This is a genomic window from Aliisedimentitalea sp. MJ-SS2, from assembly GCF_032586155.1.
Lineage (GTDB): Bacteria > Pseudomonadota > Alphaproteobacteria > Rhodobacterales > Rhodobacteraceae > JAWHTC01.
On sequence record NZ_JAWHTC010000002.1, the window covers coordinates 903,105 to 920,341 of the forward strand.

A 17,237-nucleotide genomic window follows, 5' to 3' on the forward strand; every position below is an offset into this window, starting at 1 on the left:
CCAATCGAACCGACCGATTATGCTGTGTTAGAGCCGCTTTTCTCGGTTTCTGCGGCCAAGAGCCGCTCGGCAACTTTCAGTGGTATGGTCAATTCGGTCAGCGCGAACCTGATGTCGCGCTGCAATGACTCGTTGGTAAAAAACAGCCCGCCAATCGAATACAAATCACGCGGCATGCTCAACGCGACATGGATCACGTCATAAGTCCTCACTACAGAATAGAGCCGACAGCCATCCAGCCCATCCAGTTCCGCCAAGGCACTCAGATAACCTTCGAGCTCCGACTCGAGTCGGCGCTCGGGGTCCGCCATGAACACGAGGTATTCATTGCCTGCCGGGCTCCTGACCCGATGCACTTCGTGCAGATTCTTCAGCCCCAACCGCGGCCCGGAAAAGAACCCCGGCGTCGTGTCCTCTTCAAGCCCCATCAAGAGCCAATCCTTGCGCGTTTGGTTGGCAAGGCTCACCACCATCCCGTTGAACAATCTTTTCTTGTTCTTGCCTTCAGTGGTGATTTCAACTTCCACAGTCTCAAGGCTGCGACCCCCGGCTTCCCCAGTGACCCAATCCTCTGCCCGTTCGATTGCACGATCCGGCAACAACCCGCTATCAATCAACGCCTGCACCCGACCCGCACAAGGCCGGTAGGAAAACCCCAAAGCCCCTACCACATGCGGCAGAACCGTCTGCGACACGTCCTTTCTGAACTTCGCGATCAGTTTGACGGCAATGGCGCCCGCACCCAACGCGGGCACCAGGAACACGGGCGTATACCGGCCCAGCGCAATGGCCGGGCCAAGCGTTGACAGAACAATAATCACACAGACCCCGATTGCGGCCAGGTAAGACCAGCGTTTTTTCCTGAGCTCTGCGAGCGGTTGTTCCAATGCCGTGTCGATAGTCGGGTCACCGGTAATCACGATCACTTACCTTTCCCACTTACAACTTTACGGCTTTCATTTTCTCGTAATGGGGCAAGGCGGCACCAAGGACCGGACGCAACTCGTTGGGAACCTCCGGCAATGGCCCCTCGGCGCCGGCAAACCCGGTCGAGCTCCACACCGCGCCATACCAATGCTTGGCCCAGACCCCGTCATCCTTGTGCCCACCCGTGGGCCAGCTCAGCATGCCTGCCTCCCAATCCAGCCCTATTGCATCACACAGCTTGCGCAACATGCCTTCGGGATCGTCACGGATGTCATGGCTGTCGATCACTACACCTCCGAACTGATCATACAGTTCCGCCTGCTGGGCAAACCCGATATCCTCCAGCGTCGGATTTTCCCGTTTCGCGACGTAACTCGCGATGACGCGCGCCGGGTGGCGGATCAGAAACACATTGACCACATCGCGCATCCAGTCCCGTGGCACCCCCTCGATCATATGCTGGGTCATGTGCTTCTGATAGAAATGCTCTTTCCCGTCTGGATTAGACCCTAGCAAGGCCTTTTCGACCTCTTTCGGGTCTTTCGATTGCGACGCCAGGATCTCGTCCCGCATCGGATGATCCAGCCCCGTCATGTCTAAGTAAGCCGCATAGAACGGCTCATCCACCACCGCGCAATCACCCCGCGCGCCGAACGAATACATCATCGCCGTCGACAGGTTGCGCGGCCCGCTCCACATTGCAATCCTCATCACGTGCCCTCCTGCGCAACAAGATCCTTATAGAGATCGCGCAACCGTTGCGTCACCGGCCCCATCTCGCCCGTGCCGATCTGCCGCCCGTCAATCTCGCTCACCGGGGTCTGCGCCCCGAAGGTGCCGGTCAGGAACGCCTCATCGGCACCATAGGTATCGACCAGCGAATAGTTCCGCTCAAAAACCGGTATGTCATTCGCCCGGCAAAGGTCGATCACCTTCTGGCGGGTGATTCCGTTCATGCAGTAATCCCCGGAACTGGTCCAAACCGCACCCTTCCGAACGATAAAGAAATTGCAGGCATTGGTGGTGTTCACGAACCCGTTCACGTCCAGCATCAGAGCTTCATCCGCCCCCGCCTTCTCGGCCGCGATACAGGCCAGGATACAGTTCAGCTTGGAATGCGAATTCAGCTTGGGGTCCTGAGTCATTGGCAGCCCCCTTATATGCGGCACGGTGGCCAGCCGGATCGGGCGTGGCAGCGACGGTTTCGAGTGCTCCATGATGATCGTCACCGTCGGCCCCTGCTGGCTGAGCGATGGATGCTGAAAGGGCCGCGTCTTGACCCCCCGCGTCACCATCAGCCGCGCGTGGGCGTCGCTGGTCATGCCGTTGCCTTTTTGCGTTTCCATCAAGGCGGCGATCATCTCATCCCGGCTCATCCCGATATCAAGATCAATCGCCTTGGCCGCCTCGAACAGTCGGTCCATGTGTTCCCCCAGAAAGGCCCACACGCCATCATAAAGGCGCAGCCCTTCCCACACCCCGTCGCCCAGCATAAAACCGCTGTCGTAAACGCTGACAACGGCTTCGGCCTTGGGCACCAGCCGGCCGTTCAACCAGATCAGGATTTCCTCGTTCCGGGCATCCTCTGCAGCCTGGTGTGTTGTGACGTGATCATTCATGTGCGCTCCTCCACTGCCGCGCACGCTAGGGGCGCGTTTTGGGTAACGCAAGCTCACCTCTGCGTGACTTCCGGTTTCATGGGATTGGCGCAGCGAAGTTCACGCGGCAACGTTCCGAAAGACGTGCCCGAAAGGATATGCCCCATGACCAGTTCGATGCAGAATCTGAAACCCTTGTTTCTAAGTACGCTGATTGCCGTTGCCTTGATGCTGCAATGTGGCCGCGCCGATGCCGGTCCGCGCGAATCGCTGATTGTCGCGGGCGGATGCTTCTGGTGTGTCGAGGCGGATTTCGAGAAAGTCCCGGGTGTGATCGAGGCCGTGTCCGGCTATACCGGCGGTAAAACCAAGAACCCGACCTACAAACAGGTCACGCGCGGTGGCACCGGCCATTACGAGGCGGTCAAGATCACCTTCGACGCGGGACGGGTCAGCCGCGAAAAGCTGCTGCATCTTTTCTTCCGCTCGATCGATCCCACCGATGCAGGCGGGCAGTTCTGTGACCGCGGCAAAAGCTATCGCACTGCCATTTTCGTCTCTAACAATGCGGAAAAGGCGCTTGCCACCAAGGCCAAGGCCACCGCCCAGGCCGCGCTTGGCAAAAAAGTTGTTACCCCGATTCTGGGCACCAAGACCTTCTATCCTGCCGAGGCCTATCATCAGGATTACTACAAGGGCTCTAAGATCATCGTGACCCGCGCCGGCCCCAAGAAGCAGTCGAAAGCCTACAAGTTCTATCGCAAGTCCTGTGGCCGTGATGCCCGCGTCAAGCAGCTTTGGGGCAATGCGGCGGCCTTTAGCGGCTAATCAGCCATTCATCAGCGCATCTACCTCGTCACGGGCGGGAATCGCATCCGCCGTGCCGGGCCGTGTCACATGGATGGCCGAGGCCGCGCTGCCCAATCGCATCGCCTCCTCTGCGCTCATCCCTTGATCCAGCCCAGCCACCACATAACCGATGAAACAGTCCCCTGCCCCCGTGGTATCCACAGGGGTCACCGCATGGGCGGGCACCTCAATCACTTCTCCCGATTTCAAATCATGCCACGCCGCACCCTGGCTGCCCCGTGTGATCAAGACATGCGCAACGGACAGGTCTTCGATTTTGATCGACAGCGCCTTTGACAACTGGCCGGCCTCGACCGCGTTCATCACCAACACATCCGTGTGCGGAAGCATCTCTTGCACTGCCTGCGCATCGAAGGGGGCTGCCGAATAGATCACTTGCAGACCCCGGCGTCGCGCCTCCTGCGCGGCTTCAACCTGCAAGTTGGTTTCGTTCTGAAGCATCAGGCTATCCCCTGAACTGGCCGCCGAGAGTGTCGATTTCAGCTGAGTTAGAGACTGTCTTATGTTCGCACCCGAGAAAATCACGATCGCATTTTCGCCCTGCGGATCAACGTTGATAATCGCATGGGCCGTTGGGGCATCGACGGTCGAAACATGCGCTGTGTCCACGCCGAACTCACGCAATCTCTGCACGGCCCAAGCACCATCCAGACCGACAGCCCCGATGTGGACCACCGACGATCCGGCAAGGGCAGCCGCGACCGACTGGTTCGCGCCCTTGCCGCCAAGCCCCGTGGAATGCCCGGTCGCCGCAAGCGTTTCCCCCGGGCGCGGCAGGTGTGGCACGGAATAGAACAGATCGGCATTGATGGATCCGAGGTTGTAAATGGTCATTGGGGGCGCTCCCGCAAGGGAGGCGGCCCCGTCAGCCCACTTTACAGGCCGCCAGCACCGCCATGTTGAGAATATCGTTCACGGTCGAGTTAGAGGAACAAATCTGGATCGACTTGTCCACGCCCGAAAGGATCGGGCCGATAACCGTTGCGTCCGCCATCTCCTGCATCAGCTTGACCGAGATCGAGGACGAGTGCCGCGCCGGTACCACCAGGATGTTGGCCGGGCCCGACAAGCGCTGGAAGGAATACCCGGCCTGCGCCTGGGTGTTCAGCGCCACATCAACCGTCATCTCGCCTTCATATTCGAAATCGACCCCGCGCTGATCCAATACGTTGGGCGCAAGATGCATCTTCTCGGCCCGTTCCGAGCGCGGGTAACCGAATGTGGAGAAGCTAACGAACGCCACCCGCGGCTCAAGCCCAAGATGGCGCGCCACATCCGCCGAACGCTCGGCGATATTGGCAAGGTCTTCCTCATCCGGCCATTCATGCACCAACGTATCGGCAATCAGCACGATCCGTCCCTTGTGTAGGACTGCCGTAACCCCAACTGCGCCATGCTCGGCATCCACGTCGAACACATGATTCATCAGGTCCAGAACGTGGGCGGATTTCCGCGTGGCGCCAGTGACAAGCGCATCTCCATGCCCATGTGCCAGCATCAGTGCCGAGAATACATGGCGATCCCGCGCGGCGAGACGGTGAATGTCGTGCCGGTCGAAGCCTTTGCGCTGGAGCCGCTCGTAAAGGAACTCCTTATACTCGTCCAAATATGCGGTGTTGGCGGCGTTCACCACTTCCAGCTCGGATACCGCATCACCCAGCCCCTCGGCGGTCAGCTTGGTCTTCACATCGGCTTCGCGGCCCACGACGATCGCCTTGCCCATGCCGGCGCGCTGATATTGCACTGCAGCGCGCAGCACACGGCTGTCGTCGCCCTCGGCAAAGATCACCGTGCCCTGGGCGGCGCGCGCCCGCGCATTCAGGCTACGCAGGATGCTGGCCGTCGGGTCCATCCGGCTTTTCAGGGTCAGCTCATAGGCATCCATATCAATGATCGGGCGCCGCGCCGCGCCGGTATCCATCCCCGCTTGTGCCACCGCGGGCGGGATCACATAAATCAAACGCGGGTCAAACGGCGTCGGGATGATGTAGTCACGGCCAAACGACAGCTTCTTGCCATAGGCCATGCCGACCTCATCCGGCACGTCCTCGCGCGCCAACCGGGCAAGCGCCTCGGCACAGGCGATTTTCATCTCGTCATTGATGGCACGGGCGTGAATATCCAGCGCCCCACGGAACAGGTAGGGGAAGCCCAGCACGTTGTTCACCTGGTTCGGGTAGTCACTGCGCCCGGTCGCCACGATGGCATCTTCGCGCACCTCGTGGGCTTCTTCCGGCGTAATCTCGGGGTCCGGGTTCGCCATGGCAAAGATCACCGGGTTGTCGGCCATGTCCAGCACCATCTGCTGTGTCACCGCCCCTTTTGCCGACACGCCAAGGAACACGTCTGCCCCCTTCATCGCCTCTTCCAGCGTCCGCAGCTCGGTCGCTACTGCGTGGGCTGATTTCCATTGGTTCATGCCCTCGGTGCGGCCCTGGTAAATCACACCCTTGGTGTCGGCGACGATACAGTTCTCGTGCCGTGCCCCCATGCGTTTCAGCAACTCGATACAGGCGATCCCGGCGGCCCCAGCCCCGTTCAGGACAATCTTGCAATCCTCGATCTTCTTGCCACTGATATGCAGCGCATTGATCAGGCCCGCCGCACAAATCACCGCTGTGCCATGTTGATCGTCATGGAACACCGGTATGTCCATCTGTTCCTTGAGCGTCTGCTCGATGATGAAACATTCCGGCGCCTTGATGTCCTCAAGGTTCACCCCGCCAAAGGTCGGCCCCATCAGGCGCACGGCATTGATGAATTCCTCGGGGTCTTCGGTGTCCAACTCGATATCGATCGAATTCACATCGGCGAAGCGTTTGAACAGGACCGACTTGCCCTCCATCACCGGCTTGCCGCCCAGCGCCCCGAGGTTCCCCAAACCCAGAACCGCCGTACCATTGGAAATCACCGCCACAAGGTTGCCCTTGTTGGTATAATCATAGGCCAGCTCGGGGTTCGCCGCGATATCCTCGCATGGCACGGCAACGCCCGGAGAGTATGCCAAAGACAGGTCCCGCTGCGTCGTCATCGGCACCGTCGCCTGCACCTCCCACTTGCCGGGAGTAGGCTCCAGGTGAAATTGCAGCGCGTCTTCGCGGGTAAACTTTGTCTTGGTCATGTCGTAATCCGTGCGTGGAGTCAGGGCCTCTTACACGCGCTGCGCGCGCTGCTCAACCGAAACAGGGTCTTTAATGCCGCGCGTTGGGTTTGTAAGGTCATCAGACAATGAAAACCGGGGGGCTTTCGTGAGCACAGGTAAATCCGCCGTCACACCGATGATGGCGCAGTATCTCGAGATCAAAGCGGGCTATCCCGGCGCTCTGCTGTTCTATCGAATGGGCGATTTCTACGAGCTGTTTTTCGACGATGCCGTCGCAGCATCCGAGGCGCTGGACATTGCGCTGACCAAGCGCGGCAAGCATCTGGGTGAAGATATCGCCATGTGCGGCGTGCCGTTCCATGCCGCCGAGGGCTACCTGCTGACGCTGATCCGCAAGGGTTTCCGCGTCGCCGTCTGCGAGCAGATGGAAAGCCCCGCCGAGGCAAAAAAGCGCGGCTCGAAATCCGTGGTGAAACGCGACGTGGTACGGCTTGTCACCCCCGGCACGCTGACCGAAGATTCCCTGCTCGAGGCCCGCAAGCACAACTTCCTCTGCGCCTATGCGGATGTGCGCGGTGAAGCGGCGCTAGCCTGGGTCGACATCTCTACCGGCGCCTTTCACGTGCTGCCATTGCCGCCGGTCCGGTTGGGCCCTGAACTCGCCCGTCTCGCCCCATCCGAAGTGGTGGTGTCCGAGGCCCAAGAGGTCGATTTGGCCGAGTTAGTGACGGAATCCGGGGCCTCGATTACCGCACTGGCCCGCTCCGCCTTCGACTCGTCCTCTGCGGAAAAACGCCTGAAATCCCTCTTCGGCGTTGGTGCGCTCGATGCCTATGGCCAGTTTGCCCGCCCCGAACTTGCCGCCATGGGCGCCATCGTTGAATGGTTGGAAATCACCCAGAAAGGCAAGCTGCCGATCCTGCAGGCCCCGGTGCGCGAGATCGGCGCGCGGGTCATGCAAATCGACGCCGCCACCCGCGCCAATCTCGAACTCACCCGCTCTCTGTCGGGCAAGCGTCAGGGCTCGTTGCTTGCCACCATCGACCGCACCGTCACCGCCGGGGGTGCTCGTTTGCTGGAGCGCCGCCTCTCGGCCCCATCCCGCACGCTCGATGTGATCACAAATCGTCTCGATGCCGTTGGGTTCGCCCTCGAAAACACTCGAATCGCCGCCGATCTGCGCGAATCCCTCCGCTCGGTGCCCGACCTTGACCGCGCCCTGTCGCGCCTTGGACTGGAACGGGGCGGTCCCCGCGACCTGACCGCCGTGCGTAATGCCCTGACCCAGGCCGACGCCATCGCCGGGATGATGCCCGACGAGCTGCCGGTGCAACTAACTGAAGCCGCCACTGCCCTGCGTGGTCACGACGCGTTGCTCGACCTGCTTGACCAGGCCCTCATCGCCGAACCGCCCTTGCTCGCCCGCGACGGCGGTTTCATCGCCAAAGGCTTTGACGAGGAACTCGACGAATGCCGCCAACTTCGCGACGAAGGCCGCGGCGTGATCGCAGGCATGCAGGCGGAATACACGGAACAAACCGGCATCCAGTCGCTCAAGATCAAGCACAACAACGTGCTGGGCTATTTTGTCGAGGTCACCGCCACCCACGCCGACAAGATGCTGTCGGAACCGCTGTCCGAAACATTCAAACATCGCCAGACAACCGCCAACCAGGTGCGCTTCACCACCGTACCGCTGTCGGAAATCGAAACCAAGATCCTCAACGCCGGCGGCCGCGCCATCGAGATCGAAAAGCGTCTCTATTCCAGCCTAAGTCAGGCTATTCTGGACGTGTCAGACCGCCTTTTCGCCGCTGCTCGCGGCCTGGCAGAGTTGGACCTCGCCACGGCTCTGGCCGATCTGGCACGCGGCGAAAACTGGAACCGTCCCCGCATGGATGACAGCCGCAAGCTGATCATTGAAGGGGGCCGTCACCCGGTTGTCGAACAGGCGCTTAAGGCCGCGGGCGAACCTTTCATCGCCAATGACTGTGCCCTTGGCAATAGCGATGACATCTGGCTGTTGACCGGCCCCAACATGGCCGGTAAATCGACCTTCCTCCGGCAAAACGCCCTTATTGCCGTGCTGGCCCAGATGGGCTCTTTCGTGCCCGCCGCCAGCGCCGAAATCGGCGTGGTCAGCCAGCTGTTCAGCCGTGTCGGCGCCAGCGATGACCTCGCCCGCGGCCGCTCGACCTTCATGGTGGAAATGGTTGAAACCGCCGCCATCCTGAACCAGGCCGACGACCACGCCTTGGTGATTCTCGACGAAATCGGCCGCGGCACCGCCACCTATGACGGGCTTTCCATCGCCTGGGCCACGCTGGAACACCTGCACGACGCCAATGGTTGCCGGGCGCTCTTCGCCACCCATTACCACGAGATGACCACGCTTTCGACCAAGCTCGACCGTGTCGAAAACGCCACCGTCACCGTCAAGGAATGGGAAGGCGAGGTGATCTTCCTGCACGAGGTCCACAAGGGCGCCGCCGACCGCTCCTACGGTGTGCAGGTGGCCAAACTCGCGGGCTTGCCCCCCGCCGTCGTGGCGCGCGCCAAGGTGGTTCTGGAGGCGCTTGAAAAGGGCGAGCGCGAAGGCGGCGCGACGCAAAAGGCGCTGATCGACGACCTGCCGTTGTTCTCGGCAACCCCGCTGCAAGCACCAACCGCCCAACCTCAAGAAAGCGCGGTTGAGGCCATGTTAGAGACGATTCATCCAGACGAAATGACCCCCCGCGACGCGCTTCAGGCGCTTTACGATCTGAAAGAGGCATCAAAGAAATGACCACCGCGCTCTACACCCATGACGACTGCCTGAACCACGTTACACCTCCCGGGCACCCCGAGCAGGTTGCCCGCCTCAAATCCATCGCCGCAGCCCTTTCCCCCATCGAAGGGCTCGACAGGCGCGAAGCTCCCCTGTGTAGCGATGATGATATCCTGCGCTGCCACCCCCGCGCCTATCTCGATGCCATTGCAAGCAACGGCGCCGGACAGCTCGACCCCGACACATGGATGTCCGAGGGGTCCTACCAGGCTGCGCGCCGCGCCGTCGGCGGCGCGGTGGCCGCCGTCGATGCGGTCATGGCCGGCGACGTGACCAACGCCTTCGTCGCCTGCCGCCCCCCCGGACACCACGCCGAAACCCAGACACCGATGGGGTTCTGCTTCTTCGGAAACGTCTCTATTGCCGCCAAACACGCGCTGGATCACCACGGGCTGTCCCGCGTTGCGGTGATAGATTTCGACGTGCACCACGGCAACGGCACACAAGACTTACTCTGGAACGAACCCCGTGCCCTGTTCGCCACGTCACAGCAAATGCCGCTCTGGCCCGGTACCGGCGAACCCTCGGAAACCGGTGCCCATGACAACGTGGTGAACGTGCCGCTCGCCCCCGGTTCGACCGGCGGCAAGATGCGGCTGGAATACGAGGCGCATATCTTCCCCCGCGTCGATGCCTTCGCACCGGAAATGATCCTGATCTCAGCCGGGTTCGATGCTCATGCCGAGGATCCGCTCGCCAACCTGATGTGGGAGACCGAGGATTTCGCATGGCTGACCGAACAGATCTGCGCGCTGGCCGAGAAGCACTGCGATGGCCGCATCGTCTCGGTTCTCGAAGGCGGTTATGACCTTGATGCTCTGGGTCAGGCGGCAGCGGCCCATGTGCGCGGATTGATGGCAGCCTGACTCAAACGCAGCTGGACCGCGTCAACCGAATTGAACCCCCCGTCCGGCACCGTTATGCTGTGCCGGCGCCAACCCCGGAGAATGAAATGACCGACCGCCCTGTTGCAGAGATGAGTTTTGAAGAGGCCATGGCCGAGCTGGAACAGGTCGTCGGTCAACTGGAACGCGGCGACGTGGCGCTCGAGGCGTCGATCCAGCTCTATGAACGCGGGGCCGAGCTCAAGAAGCGCTGCGAAACCAAGCTCAAGGAAGCCGAGGAAAAGGTTGCCGCGATCACGCTCGATGGCGATGGCAACCCTGCCGGGCTGAAACCGGTCGAGGGGCTCTGAATGCCCGACCTTTTTGCGGACGCACTGCGCGCCGATGCAGCGGCGGCGCTGGACCTGTTGCATCGGGAAATGTCTGGCGATCTGCCATTGTATAAGGCCATGCGCCACGCGGTGCACGGTGGCAAGGGAATGCGCGGCTTCCTGGTTATGCAATCGGCGCGGCTGTTCGACATTGGCCCGGAGCAATCGGTCTGGCCCGCTGCCGCAATCGAGGCGCTGCATGCCTATTCCCTAGTCCATGACGACCTGCCGTGTATGGACGATGACGATCTACGCCGCGGTCAGCCCACGGTGCACCGCAAATGGGACGAGGCCACGGCCGTGTTGGTCGGCGATGCGCTGCAATCACTGGCCTTTGAATTGATCGCTCGAAGGGACACCAGCGCCGATCCCGCTGTCCGCGCCGATCTGGTCCTGACACTTGCCCGCGCCGCGGGGGCGCACGGCATGGTTTTGGGTCAGGCACTCGATATCGCGGCTGAAACCGCCGCTACACCGTTGACCCTTGATGAAATCACTCGCTTGCAGGCCGGCAAAACCGGCGCGTTGATCACATGGTCCGCCACCGCAGGCGCACGTCTGGCACAATCCGACATTTCCCCTCTTTCCACTTATGGTGATGCCATCGGCCTCGCCTTCCAGATCGCCGACGATGTTCTTGATGTCGAAGGCGATGCAGCAGAGGTCGGCAAGGCCGTGGGCAAGGACGCAGATGCGGGCAAGGCCACATTCGTATCCCTTCTCGGTCTCGAAGGTGCAAAAAACCGCGCCGCTGAGCTTGTGAATATCGCCTGCGACGCCATATCGCTGTATGGTGAGAAAGCCGAAACCTTGCGACAGGCGGCGCGCTTCGTTATCTCGCGGCGGAACTAACCTGCCCCCGGAGGGCAATCATGTCTGACAAACCGCACACCCCGCTTCTCGACACGGTCAACGTGCCTGCCGACATGAAACGGCTCAGCGACGCCGAGTTGCACCAATTGGCGGGCGAATTGCGAACCGAAACCATCTCGGCGGTCAGCGAAACCGGCGGGCATCTGGGTGCCGGTCTGGGCGTGGTCGAACTCACGGTTGCCCTGCATCACGTGTTCGATGCCCCCAAGGACAAGATCATCTGGGACGTCAGCCACCAGTCCTATCCCCACAAGATCATCACCGGACGGCGCGACCGTATCCGTACGCTGCGCCAAAAGGACGGCCTCAGCGGCTTTACCAAACGCAGCGAAAGCCCGTTCGACCCGTTCGGCACAGCCCACAGTTCCACCTCGATCTCTGCCGCGCTTGGCTTTGCCGTTGCGCGCGACCTTGGCGGCTCCTGCCCCGAGGGGTTGGGCGATGCCATTGCGGTGATCGGCGATGGTGCGATGAGCGCAGGCATGGCATTCGAGGCGATGAACAATGCCGGACACCTGAAACGCCGCCTGTTCGTGATCCTCAATGACAACGACATGAGCATCGCACCCCCGGTCGGTGCTCTCTCATCCTACCTGTCGCGGCTCTACGCCGGGGAACCTTTTCAGGAACTCAAGGCCGCCGCCAAGGGCGCAGTCAGCCTGCTGCCCGAACCCTTCCGCGAAGGCGCCAAACGCGCCAAGGAAATGATCAAGGGCATGACCGTTGGCGGCACGCTTTTCGAAGAGTTGGGCTTCTCCTATGTCGGCCCGATCGACGGTCACGATTTCGATCAGTTGTTGCCGGTTCTGCGCACGGTCAAGGAGCGTGCCACTGGCCCGATCCTGATCCACGTGATGACCAAAAAGGGTAAGGGTTATGCCCCAGCGGAACGCGCCGATGACAAGGGCCACGCCACGGCGAAATTCGATGTGGTCACCGGCAAACAGCACAAGGCACCTTCTAACGCGCCCTCCTATACGTCCGTTTTCGGCCAAACCCTGGTCGATCTGGCGGCACAGGATGACAAGATCTGCGCCGTCACCGCCGCCATGCCAGATGGCACCGGCCTGCAACTGATGGCCGAACGCTATCCCAGCCGCTGTTTCGACGTCTCGATTGCCGAACAGCACGGTGTGACCTTCTGTGCCGGCCTGGCCGCCGCCGGGATGAAACCCTTCTGCGCGATGTATTCCACCTTCCTGCAGCGCGGCTATGACCAGGTGGTGCACGATGTTGCCCTGCAAAATCTGCCGGTGCGCTTTGCCATCGACCGCGCCGGGCTTGTCGGGGCCGATGGGGCCACCCATGCCGGGGCGTTCGATGTCGCCTACCTTGCCAACCTGCCCAACATGGTGGTCATGGCCGCGTCGGATGAGGCCGAACTGAAACACATGACTGCCACAGCCGCCGCCTATAGCGACGGCCCCATCGCCTTCCGCTATCCCCGCGGCGAAGGCGTCGGCGTGGAGATGCCAGAGACCGGCGAAGTGATGGAAATCGGCAAGGGCCGGATGATCCGCAAAGGCGGTCGCGTGGCAATTCTCAGCTTCGGTACCCGCCTGTCAGAGGTGCTCAAAGCCGCCGAATCGCTCGAGGCGAAGGGCATATCCCCAACTGTGGCCGATGCCCGCTTCGCCAAACCTCTGGACCGCGACCTGATCTTGTCGTTGGCCAACGACCACGAAGCGCTGATCACCATCGAAGAGGGATCTGTCGGTGGCTTCGGCAGCCACGTGGCCCAGCTTCTCTCGGACGAAGCCGTGTTCGACGCCGGCCTCAAATTCCGCTCGATGGTGCTGCCCGACACGTTCATCGATCAAGCAAGCCCGGCTGACATGTACGACACCGCCGGTCTGAACGCCGCGCAGATTGAGGCCAAGGTGCTTGATGTTCTGGGCGTGGCGCAGATCGCTTCCAGAAAAGCCTAAGCGAGACCGTCCGTCAGGATAGGCGAGCCACCCGCCACTCCTCCCTTACAAGCGCATCTCGTTCAAGTCGCGTTATCTTCCTGCTTCAATAGTGCATCCAACCCATCGCGATAACTGGGATAAATCAGCTCAACTCCCAACTCCTGCTTGATTCGGTCATTCCGCACCCGCTTGCTTTCGGCATAGAAACTGCGCGCCATCGGTGTCATCTCGGCGGCGGCGTAATCTTCCTCGGGGGGTAGTTCGACCCCCAGCAATTCCGCCGCATAGGACAGAACATCCTGCGGCGGAGCCGCCTCATTATCACAGACGTTGTATATCGCCCCCGGATTGGGCTGCTGGATCGAGGCCAGCAACACCTGCGCGATATCCTCGACATGGATGCGGGAAAACACCTGGTTCTCTTTGATGATCCGCCGCGCTGTGCCGCGCCGCACCTTGGCAAAGGGCCCGCGCCCGGGCCCATAGATCCCCGCCAGCCGGAAGATATGCAACGGCAGGTCCAGCGCCTGCCACTGGCTTTCGGCCAGAACCCTTTGATGCCCGCGCCGCGTGGCAGGAGTTAGCGCAGTGCTTTCATCAACCCAGCCACCCTGGTGATCGCCATAAACCCCGGTGGTCGACAAGTAGCCCACCCATTCCAGATTCGGGGCCATTTCGGCAATGTTAGAGCCGTATTCCTCTAGAACGGGATCGCCCGCATCATTCGGCGCAATCGACAACAACAGATGCGTCGCCTGGCCCAGCGCCTTGGCCACATCTTCACCGGGCCACTGCAACGGCTCAACGCCGACACCGCGCATCAAGTCCATATTTTCAGGGTTTCGCGTGGTGCCGAACATCCGCCACTCCGACGGGTTTAGCAGCTTTGCAAATGCCGTGGCGCTATAGCCATGGCCGAAAGTAAAAAGCGTCTTTGTCATGCGGGCAACCTGTGGCCGCCCGCAGGAAATTTCAAGGCGTGAATGGCCTCAGCCGAACACCTTTGTCAGCGCACCGTCAACGGCATCGCAAATCTCGTCGATGTCGCTCTCGGTGGCAATCAGCGCGGGCGAGAAGCACAGCGTGTTGTTGAAGCCCGGAACCGACCGGTTGGTCGCCCCGATGATCACGCCACGCGCTCCGCATTCGCCGACAACCGCGCCGACCTCTTTCTCGCTCACCGGCTCCTTGGTGCCGCGATCAGCCACCAGCTCGGCGCCCAAGAACAGGCCCTTGCCGCGCACGTCGCCGACAACCCGGTGCTTCTCCATCAGCGCCTCAAGGTTGCCCATCATCCGCTCACCCATCGCGGTGCAGTTTTCCAGCAGGTTTTCGTCCTCGATAATGCGGATGTTTTCCAGCGCCGCCGCCGGCCCGGCGGTGCAGCCACCAAAGGTCGAGATATCGCGGAAATAGTTCAGCGGATCGGTATCGTCATCCTTGAACATGTCGAACACGCGTTCCGATGTGACACAGCAGGCGATGGCCGCATAGCCCGACGCCACACCCTTGGCCATGGTCACGAAATCGGGCTCGATGCCGTAATGCTGATAGCCGAACCATTCAGTCCCGGTGCGGCCCACGCCACAGACCACTTCGTCGATATGCAGCAGGATGTCGTACTTGCGGCAAATCTCCTGCACGCGCGGCCAGTATCCTTCGGGCGCTTCGATCACACCACCGCCAGCGGTCACCGGCTCAAGGCACAGCGCGCCAACGGTATCGGGGCCTTCGCGCAGGATCACCTCTTCGATCAGGTTGGCGGCATATTCGCCATAGCTTTCGCTGGCGGCATCCCAACCCTGCTGCGCACGGTACTCCATGCAATGCGGCACGCGAATGAAGTCGGGCACGAACGGGCCATACTGTACGTTGCGCTCGTCCTGACCGCCTGCCGACATCGCGGCAATGCTGGACCCGTGATAGTCACGCTCGCGATAGAGGATCTTGGATTTCTTGCCGCCATAACGCTTGTGTGAAATCTGCCGCACCATCTTGAAGGCTTTCTCGTTCGCCTCGGTGCCCGAGTTGGTCTGATAGACCCGCGTCAGTCCCGGCATCTTGGAAATCAGCTTCTCAGCAAACAGCGCCCCGGGCACCGATCCGGCAGAGCCCGCGAAATAGTTCAGCTTGATCAGCTGATCGCGCACGGCATTGGCAATGCTTTCACGGCCATAGCCCACGTTCACGGTCCAGACCCCGCCGGACACGGCATCAAGAAACTCTTTGCCCTTCTGGTCCCAGACCCGCATGCCCTTGCCCTCGATGATCACCCGCGGTTCGCCGGTTTCAAAGGGTTTGTGCTGGGTCAGGTGGTGCCAGACATGGGCGCGGTCGGCATCGACCACGTGGGAAATATCGTTATCAGTCAGACGTCCGTCCATGCGGGGGCCTCCGAGGTTGGGCGCGCTACACGCGCGCGCATGTACTTGCAGTGAAATCTCTGGCCGCAATTTCAGCCCGATTTCACCCCGTGTCTATAGGGCCAGACGCAGGATCATGTAACGCCAGATGGTGTCGGAAACCCGGTGTTTTGCACCAAACCCGATTGGATCGCGAATTAAACGGTGGTGTTTTTGCCCTGCGTTGGGAAAATACGGAGCAGGAGAAGTCAATGAATCACCACGATAAATCCTTGCTTGAGGCGATGTTTTCCGCCGCGGTCGATGCCGCCGACCCGGGCCGCGCCATGGCACCAGTGCTGCCACCGCACCCCAAGGGAAAAACTGTGGTGATCGGCGCCGGAAAAGGCTCGGCCCAGATGGCGGCGGCGCTAGAGCACCTGTGGGAGGGGCCATTGGACGGCTTGGTTGTCACCCGCTATGGCTTTGGCGCGGACTGCCAGCAAATCAAGGTGCTCGAGGCTTCTCACCCGGTGCCCGATTCGGCAGGGTTCGCGGCCAGCCAGGCCCACATCGACTCGCTCGCGGGCCTGACCGAAGATGACATGGTGATCGCGCTGATTTCGGGTGGTGGCTCGGCCCTTCTGGCAGCTCCCGCCGAGGGGCTGACACTTGAGGACGAAATCGCCCTCAACGAATCCCTCTTGGCCAGCGGCGCGCCAATTGGCGCGATGAACTCCATCCGAAAGATGACCAGCCGCGTCAAAGGCGGGCGGCTAGCCCTTGCCGCCCATCCCGCCACCGTGATCAGCCTGATCGTTTCGGATGTGCCCGGCGATGCACCTTACGAGGTCGCCAGCGGCCCCACCGTCCCCGGCCCCGGCGGGCGCGATGCAGCGCTGACTGCTGTTCGTGATTACAACATAACCCTGCCTGCACATGTTGACGACTTCCTGCGAACCGCACCGGAACCGCCCAACCCCGATGACCCCCGCTTTGCAAGCAACCAGGTCCACATCATCGCCAGCGCAACCAAGTCGCTCGAGGCTGCCGCGCAAACGGCCAAAGCAGCCGGATTTCTACCCGCAATCCTGTCGGATTCTATCGAGGGCGAAGCCCGCGAGATCGCCCAGATGCATGCCGCTATCGCCCGCGAGATCGCCACGAAGAACCGCCCCTTTCCTAAACCGGTCGCCATCCTGTCGGGCGGAGAGACAACCGTCACCTTGCGCGGTACCCCGGGCAAGGGCGGACGCAATTCCGAGTTCCTTCTCGCCTTTGCCCTTGCCATCGAAGGATTGCCGGACATCACCGCCATGGCCGCCGACACCGATGGTATCGACGGCAGCGAAGCCAATGCCGGGGCCTTTGCCGACGGGCAGACCGTTACACGGATGCGCGCTGCCGGAGTCGATCCCGCCGATGCGCTGGCCCGCAACAATGCCTGGTCGGCGTTCCACGCCATCGGTGCGTTGTTCGAACCTGGGCCCACTGGCACCAACGTGAACGACCTGCGCGTGATCCTTGTCCGCTGAGCCCGCTCTTCCGCCTTTTCAGACGGCCTCGCTTTT

Annotated in this window: 14 protein-coding genes; 7 read left to right on the forward strand and 7 right to left on the reverse strand. The window is 61.4% G+C overall.

The features are described from left to right. Positions 1–17 precede the first annotated feature (17 nt). From RXV86_RS10960 to RXV86_RS10970, 3 genes are read right to left on the reverse strand one after another with little or no spacing between them, the layout of a single operon-like run. Positions 18–926: a hypothetical protein gene (locus tag RXV86_RS10960; protein ID WP_316299538.1), complete on the reverse strand. Its 909-nt coding sequence runs from the start codon at positions 924–926 to the stop codon at positions 18–20. Between the two features lie 13 nt (positions 927–939). After that, the gene (locus RXV86_RS10965; protein ID WP_316299539.1) at positions 940–1,638 is read right to left on the reverse strand and encodes an HAD family hydrolase; all 699 of its coding nucleotides are present in this window, start codon (positions 1,636–1,638) and stop codon (positions 940–942) included. Next, positions 1,638–2,546, reverse strand: coding sequence for a D-amino acid aminotransferase (locus RXV86_RS10970; protein ID WP_316299540.1), 909 nt, complete (start codon positions 2,544–2,546; stop codon positions 1,638–1,640). Before RXV86_RS10970 ends, RXV86_RS10965 begins: the two co-directional genes overlap by 1 nt. A gap of 144 nt (positions 2,547–2,690) precedes the next feature. On the opposite strand from RXV86_RS10970, the gene msrA reads away from it, so the two are divergent. Next, entirely contained in the window at positions 2,691–3,353 is a 663-nt protein-coding gene (msrA, locus tag RXV86_RS10975; protein WP_316299541.1) for a peptide-methionine (S)-S-oxide reductase MsrA, read from the forward strand. On the opposite strand, the gene RXV86_RS10980 is transcribed toward msrA, so the two are convergent. Beyond that, on the reverse strand, positions 3,354–4,229 hold the full coding sequence (locus tag RXV86_RS10980) for a ribokinase (RefSeq protein WP_316299543.1): 876 nt from the start codon (positions 4,227–4,229) through the stop codon (positions 3,354–3,356). It lies immediately after the preceding gene. A gap of 31 nt (positions 4,230–4,260) precedes the next feature. Then, positions 4,261–6,516: an NADP-dependent malic enzyme gene (locus RXV86_RS10985; RefSeq protein WP_316299545.1), complete on the reverse strand. Its 2,256-nt coding sequence runs from the start codon at positions 6,514–6,516 to the stop codon at positions 4,261–4,263. A gap of 157 nt (positions 6,517–6,673) precedes the next feature. Here RXV86_RS10985 and mutS point away from each other — a divergent pair, with 157 nt between their 5' ends. The 5 genes from mutS to dxs all read left to right on the forward strand — a co-directional run bounded on the left by mutS (position 6,674) and on the right by dxs (position 13,342). Next, complete coding sequence (gene mutS, locus RXV86_RS10990; protein ID WP_316300244.1) at positions 6,674–9,283, forward strand: DNA mismatch repair protein MutS; 2,610 nt, start codon at positions 6,674–6,676, stop codon at positions 9,281–9,283. Continuing rightward, on the forward strand, positions 9,280–10,191 hold the full coding sequence (locus RXV86_RS10995) for a histone deacetylase family protein (protein WP_316299546.1): 912 nt from the start codon (positions 9,280–9,282) through the stop codon (positions 10,189–10,191). Before mutS ends, RXV86_RS10995 begins: the two co-directional genes overlap by 4 nt. Before the next feature lie 86 nt (positions 10,192–10,277). Further along, positions 10,278–10,520, forward strand: coding sequence for an exodeoxyribonuclease VII small subunit (locus RXV86_RS11000; RefSeq protein ID WP_316299548.1), 243 nt, complete (start codon positions 10,278–10,280; stop codon positions 10,518–10,520). A 69-nt stretch (positions 10,521–10,589) separates the two neighbouring features. Continuing rightward, the gene (locus RXV86_RS11005; RefSeq protein ID WP_316300246.1) at positions 10,590–11,393 is read left to right on the forward strand and encodes a farnesyl diphosphate synthase; all 804 of its coding nucleotides are present in this window, start codon (positions 10,590–10,592) and stop codon (positions 11,391–11,393) included. Positions 11,394–11,413: 20 nt separating this feature from the next. Beyond that, positions 11,414–13,342, forward strand: a complete 1,929-nt coding sequence (gene dxs / locus RXV86_RS11010; RefSeq protein WP_316299550.1) for a 1-deoxy-D-xylulose-5-phosphate synthase — start codon at positions 11,414–11,416, stop codon at positions 13,340–13,342. A gap of 62 nt (positions 13,343–13,404) precedes the next feature. Here the strand turns inward: dxs and RXV86_RS11015 are convergent, their stop codons facing one another. Together RXV86_RS11015 and RXV86_RS11020 are read right to left on the reverse strand one after the other, a co-directional pair. Next, a complete protein-coding gene (locus RXV86_RS11015) occupies positions 13,405–14,265 on the reverse strand; it encodes an SDR family oxidoreductase (protein WP_316299552.1) in 861 nt (286 codons plus the stop codon). A 48-nt stretch (positions 14,266–14,313) separates the two neighbouring features. Further along, positions 14,314–15,708, reverse strand: coding sequence for an aminotransferase class III-fold pyridoxal phosphate-dependent enzyme (locus RXV86_RS11020; RefSeq protein WP_316299554.1), 1,395 nt, complete (start codon positions 15,706–15,708; stop codon positions 14,314–14,316). 230 nt (positions 15,709–15,938) lie between these two features. Between RXV86_RS11020 and RXV86_RS11025 the strand changes: the two genes are divergently transcribed. Further along, positions 15,939–17,201, forward strand: coding sequence for a glycerate kinase (locus tag RXV86_RS11025; RefSeq protein ID WP_316299555.1), 1,263 nt, complete (start codon positions 15,939–15,941; stop codon positions 17,199–17,201). Positions 17,202–17,237 lie beyond the last annotated feature (36 nt).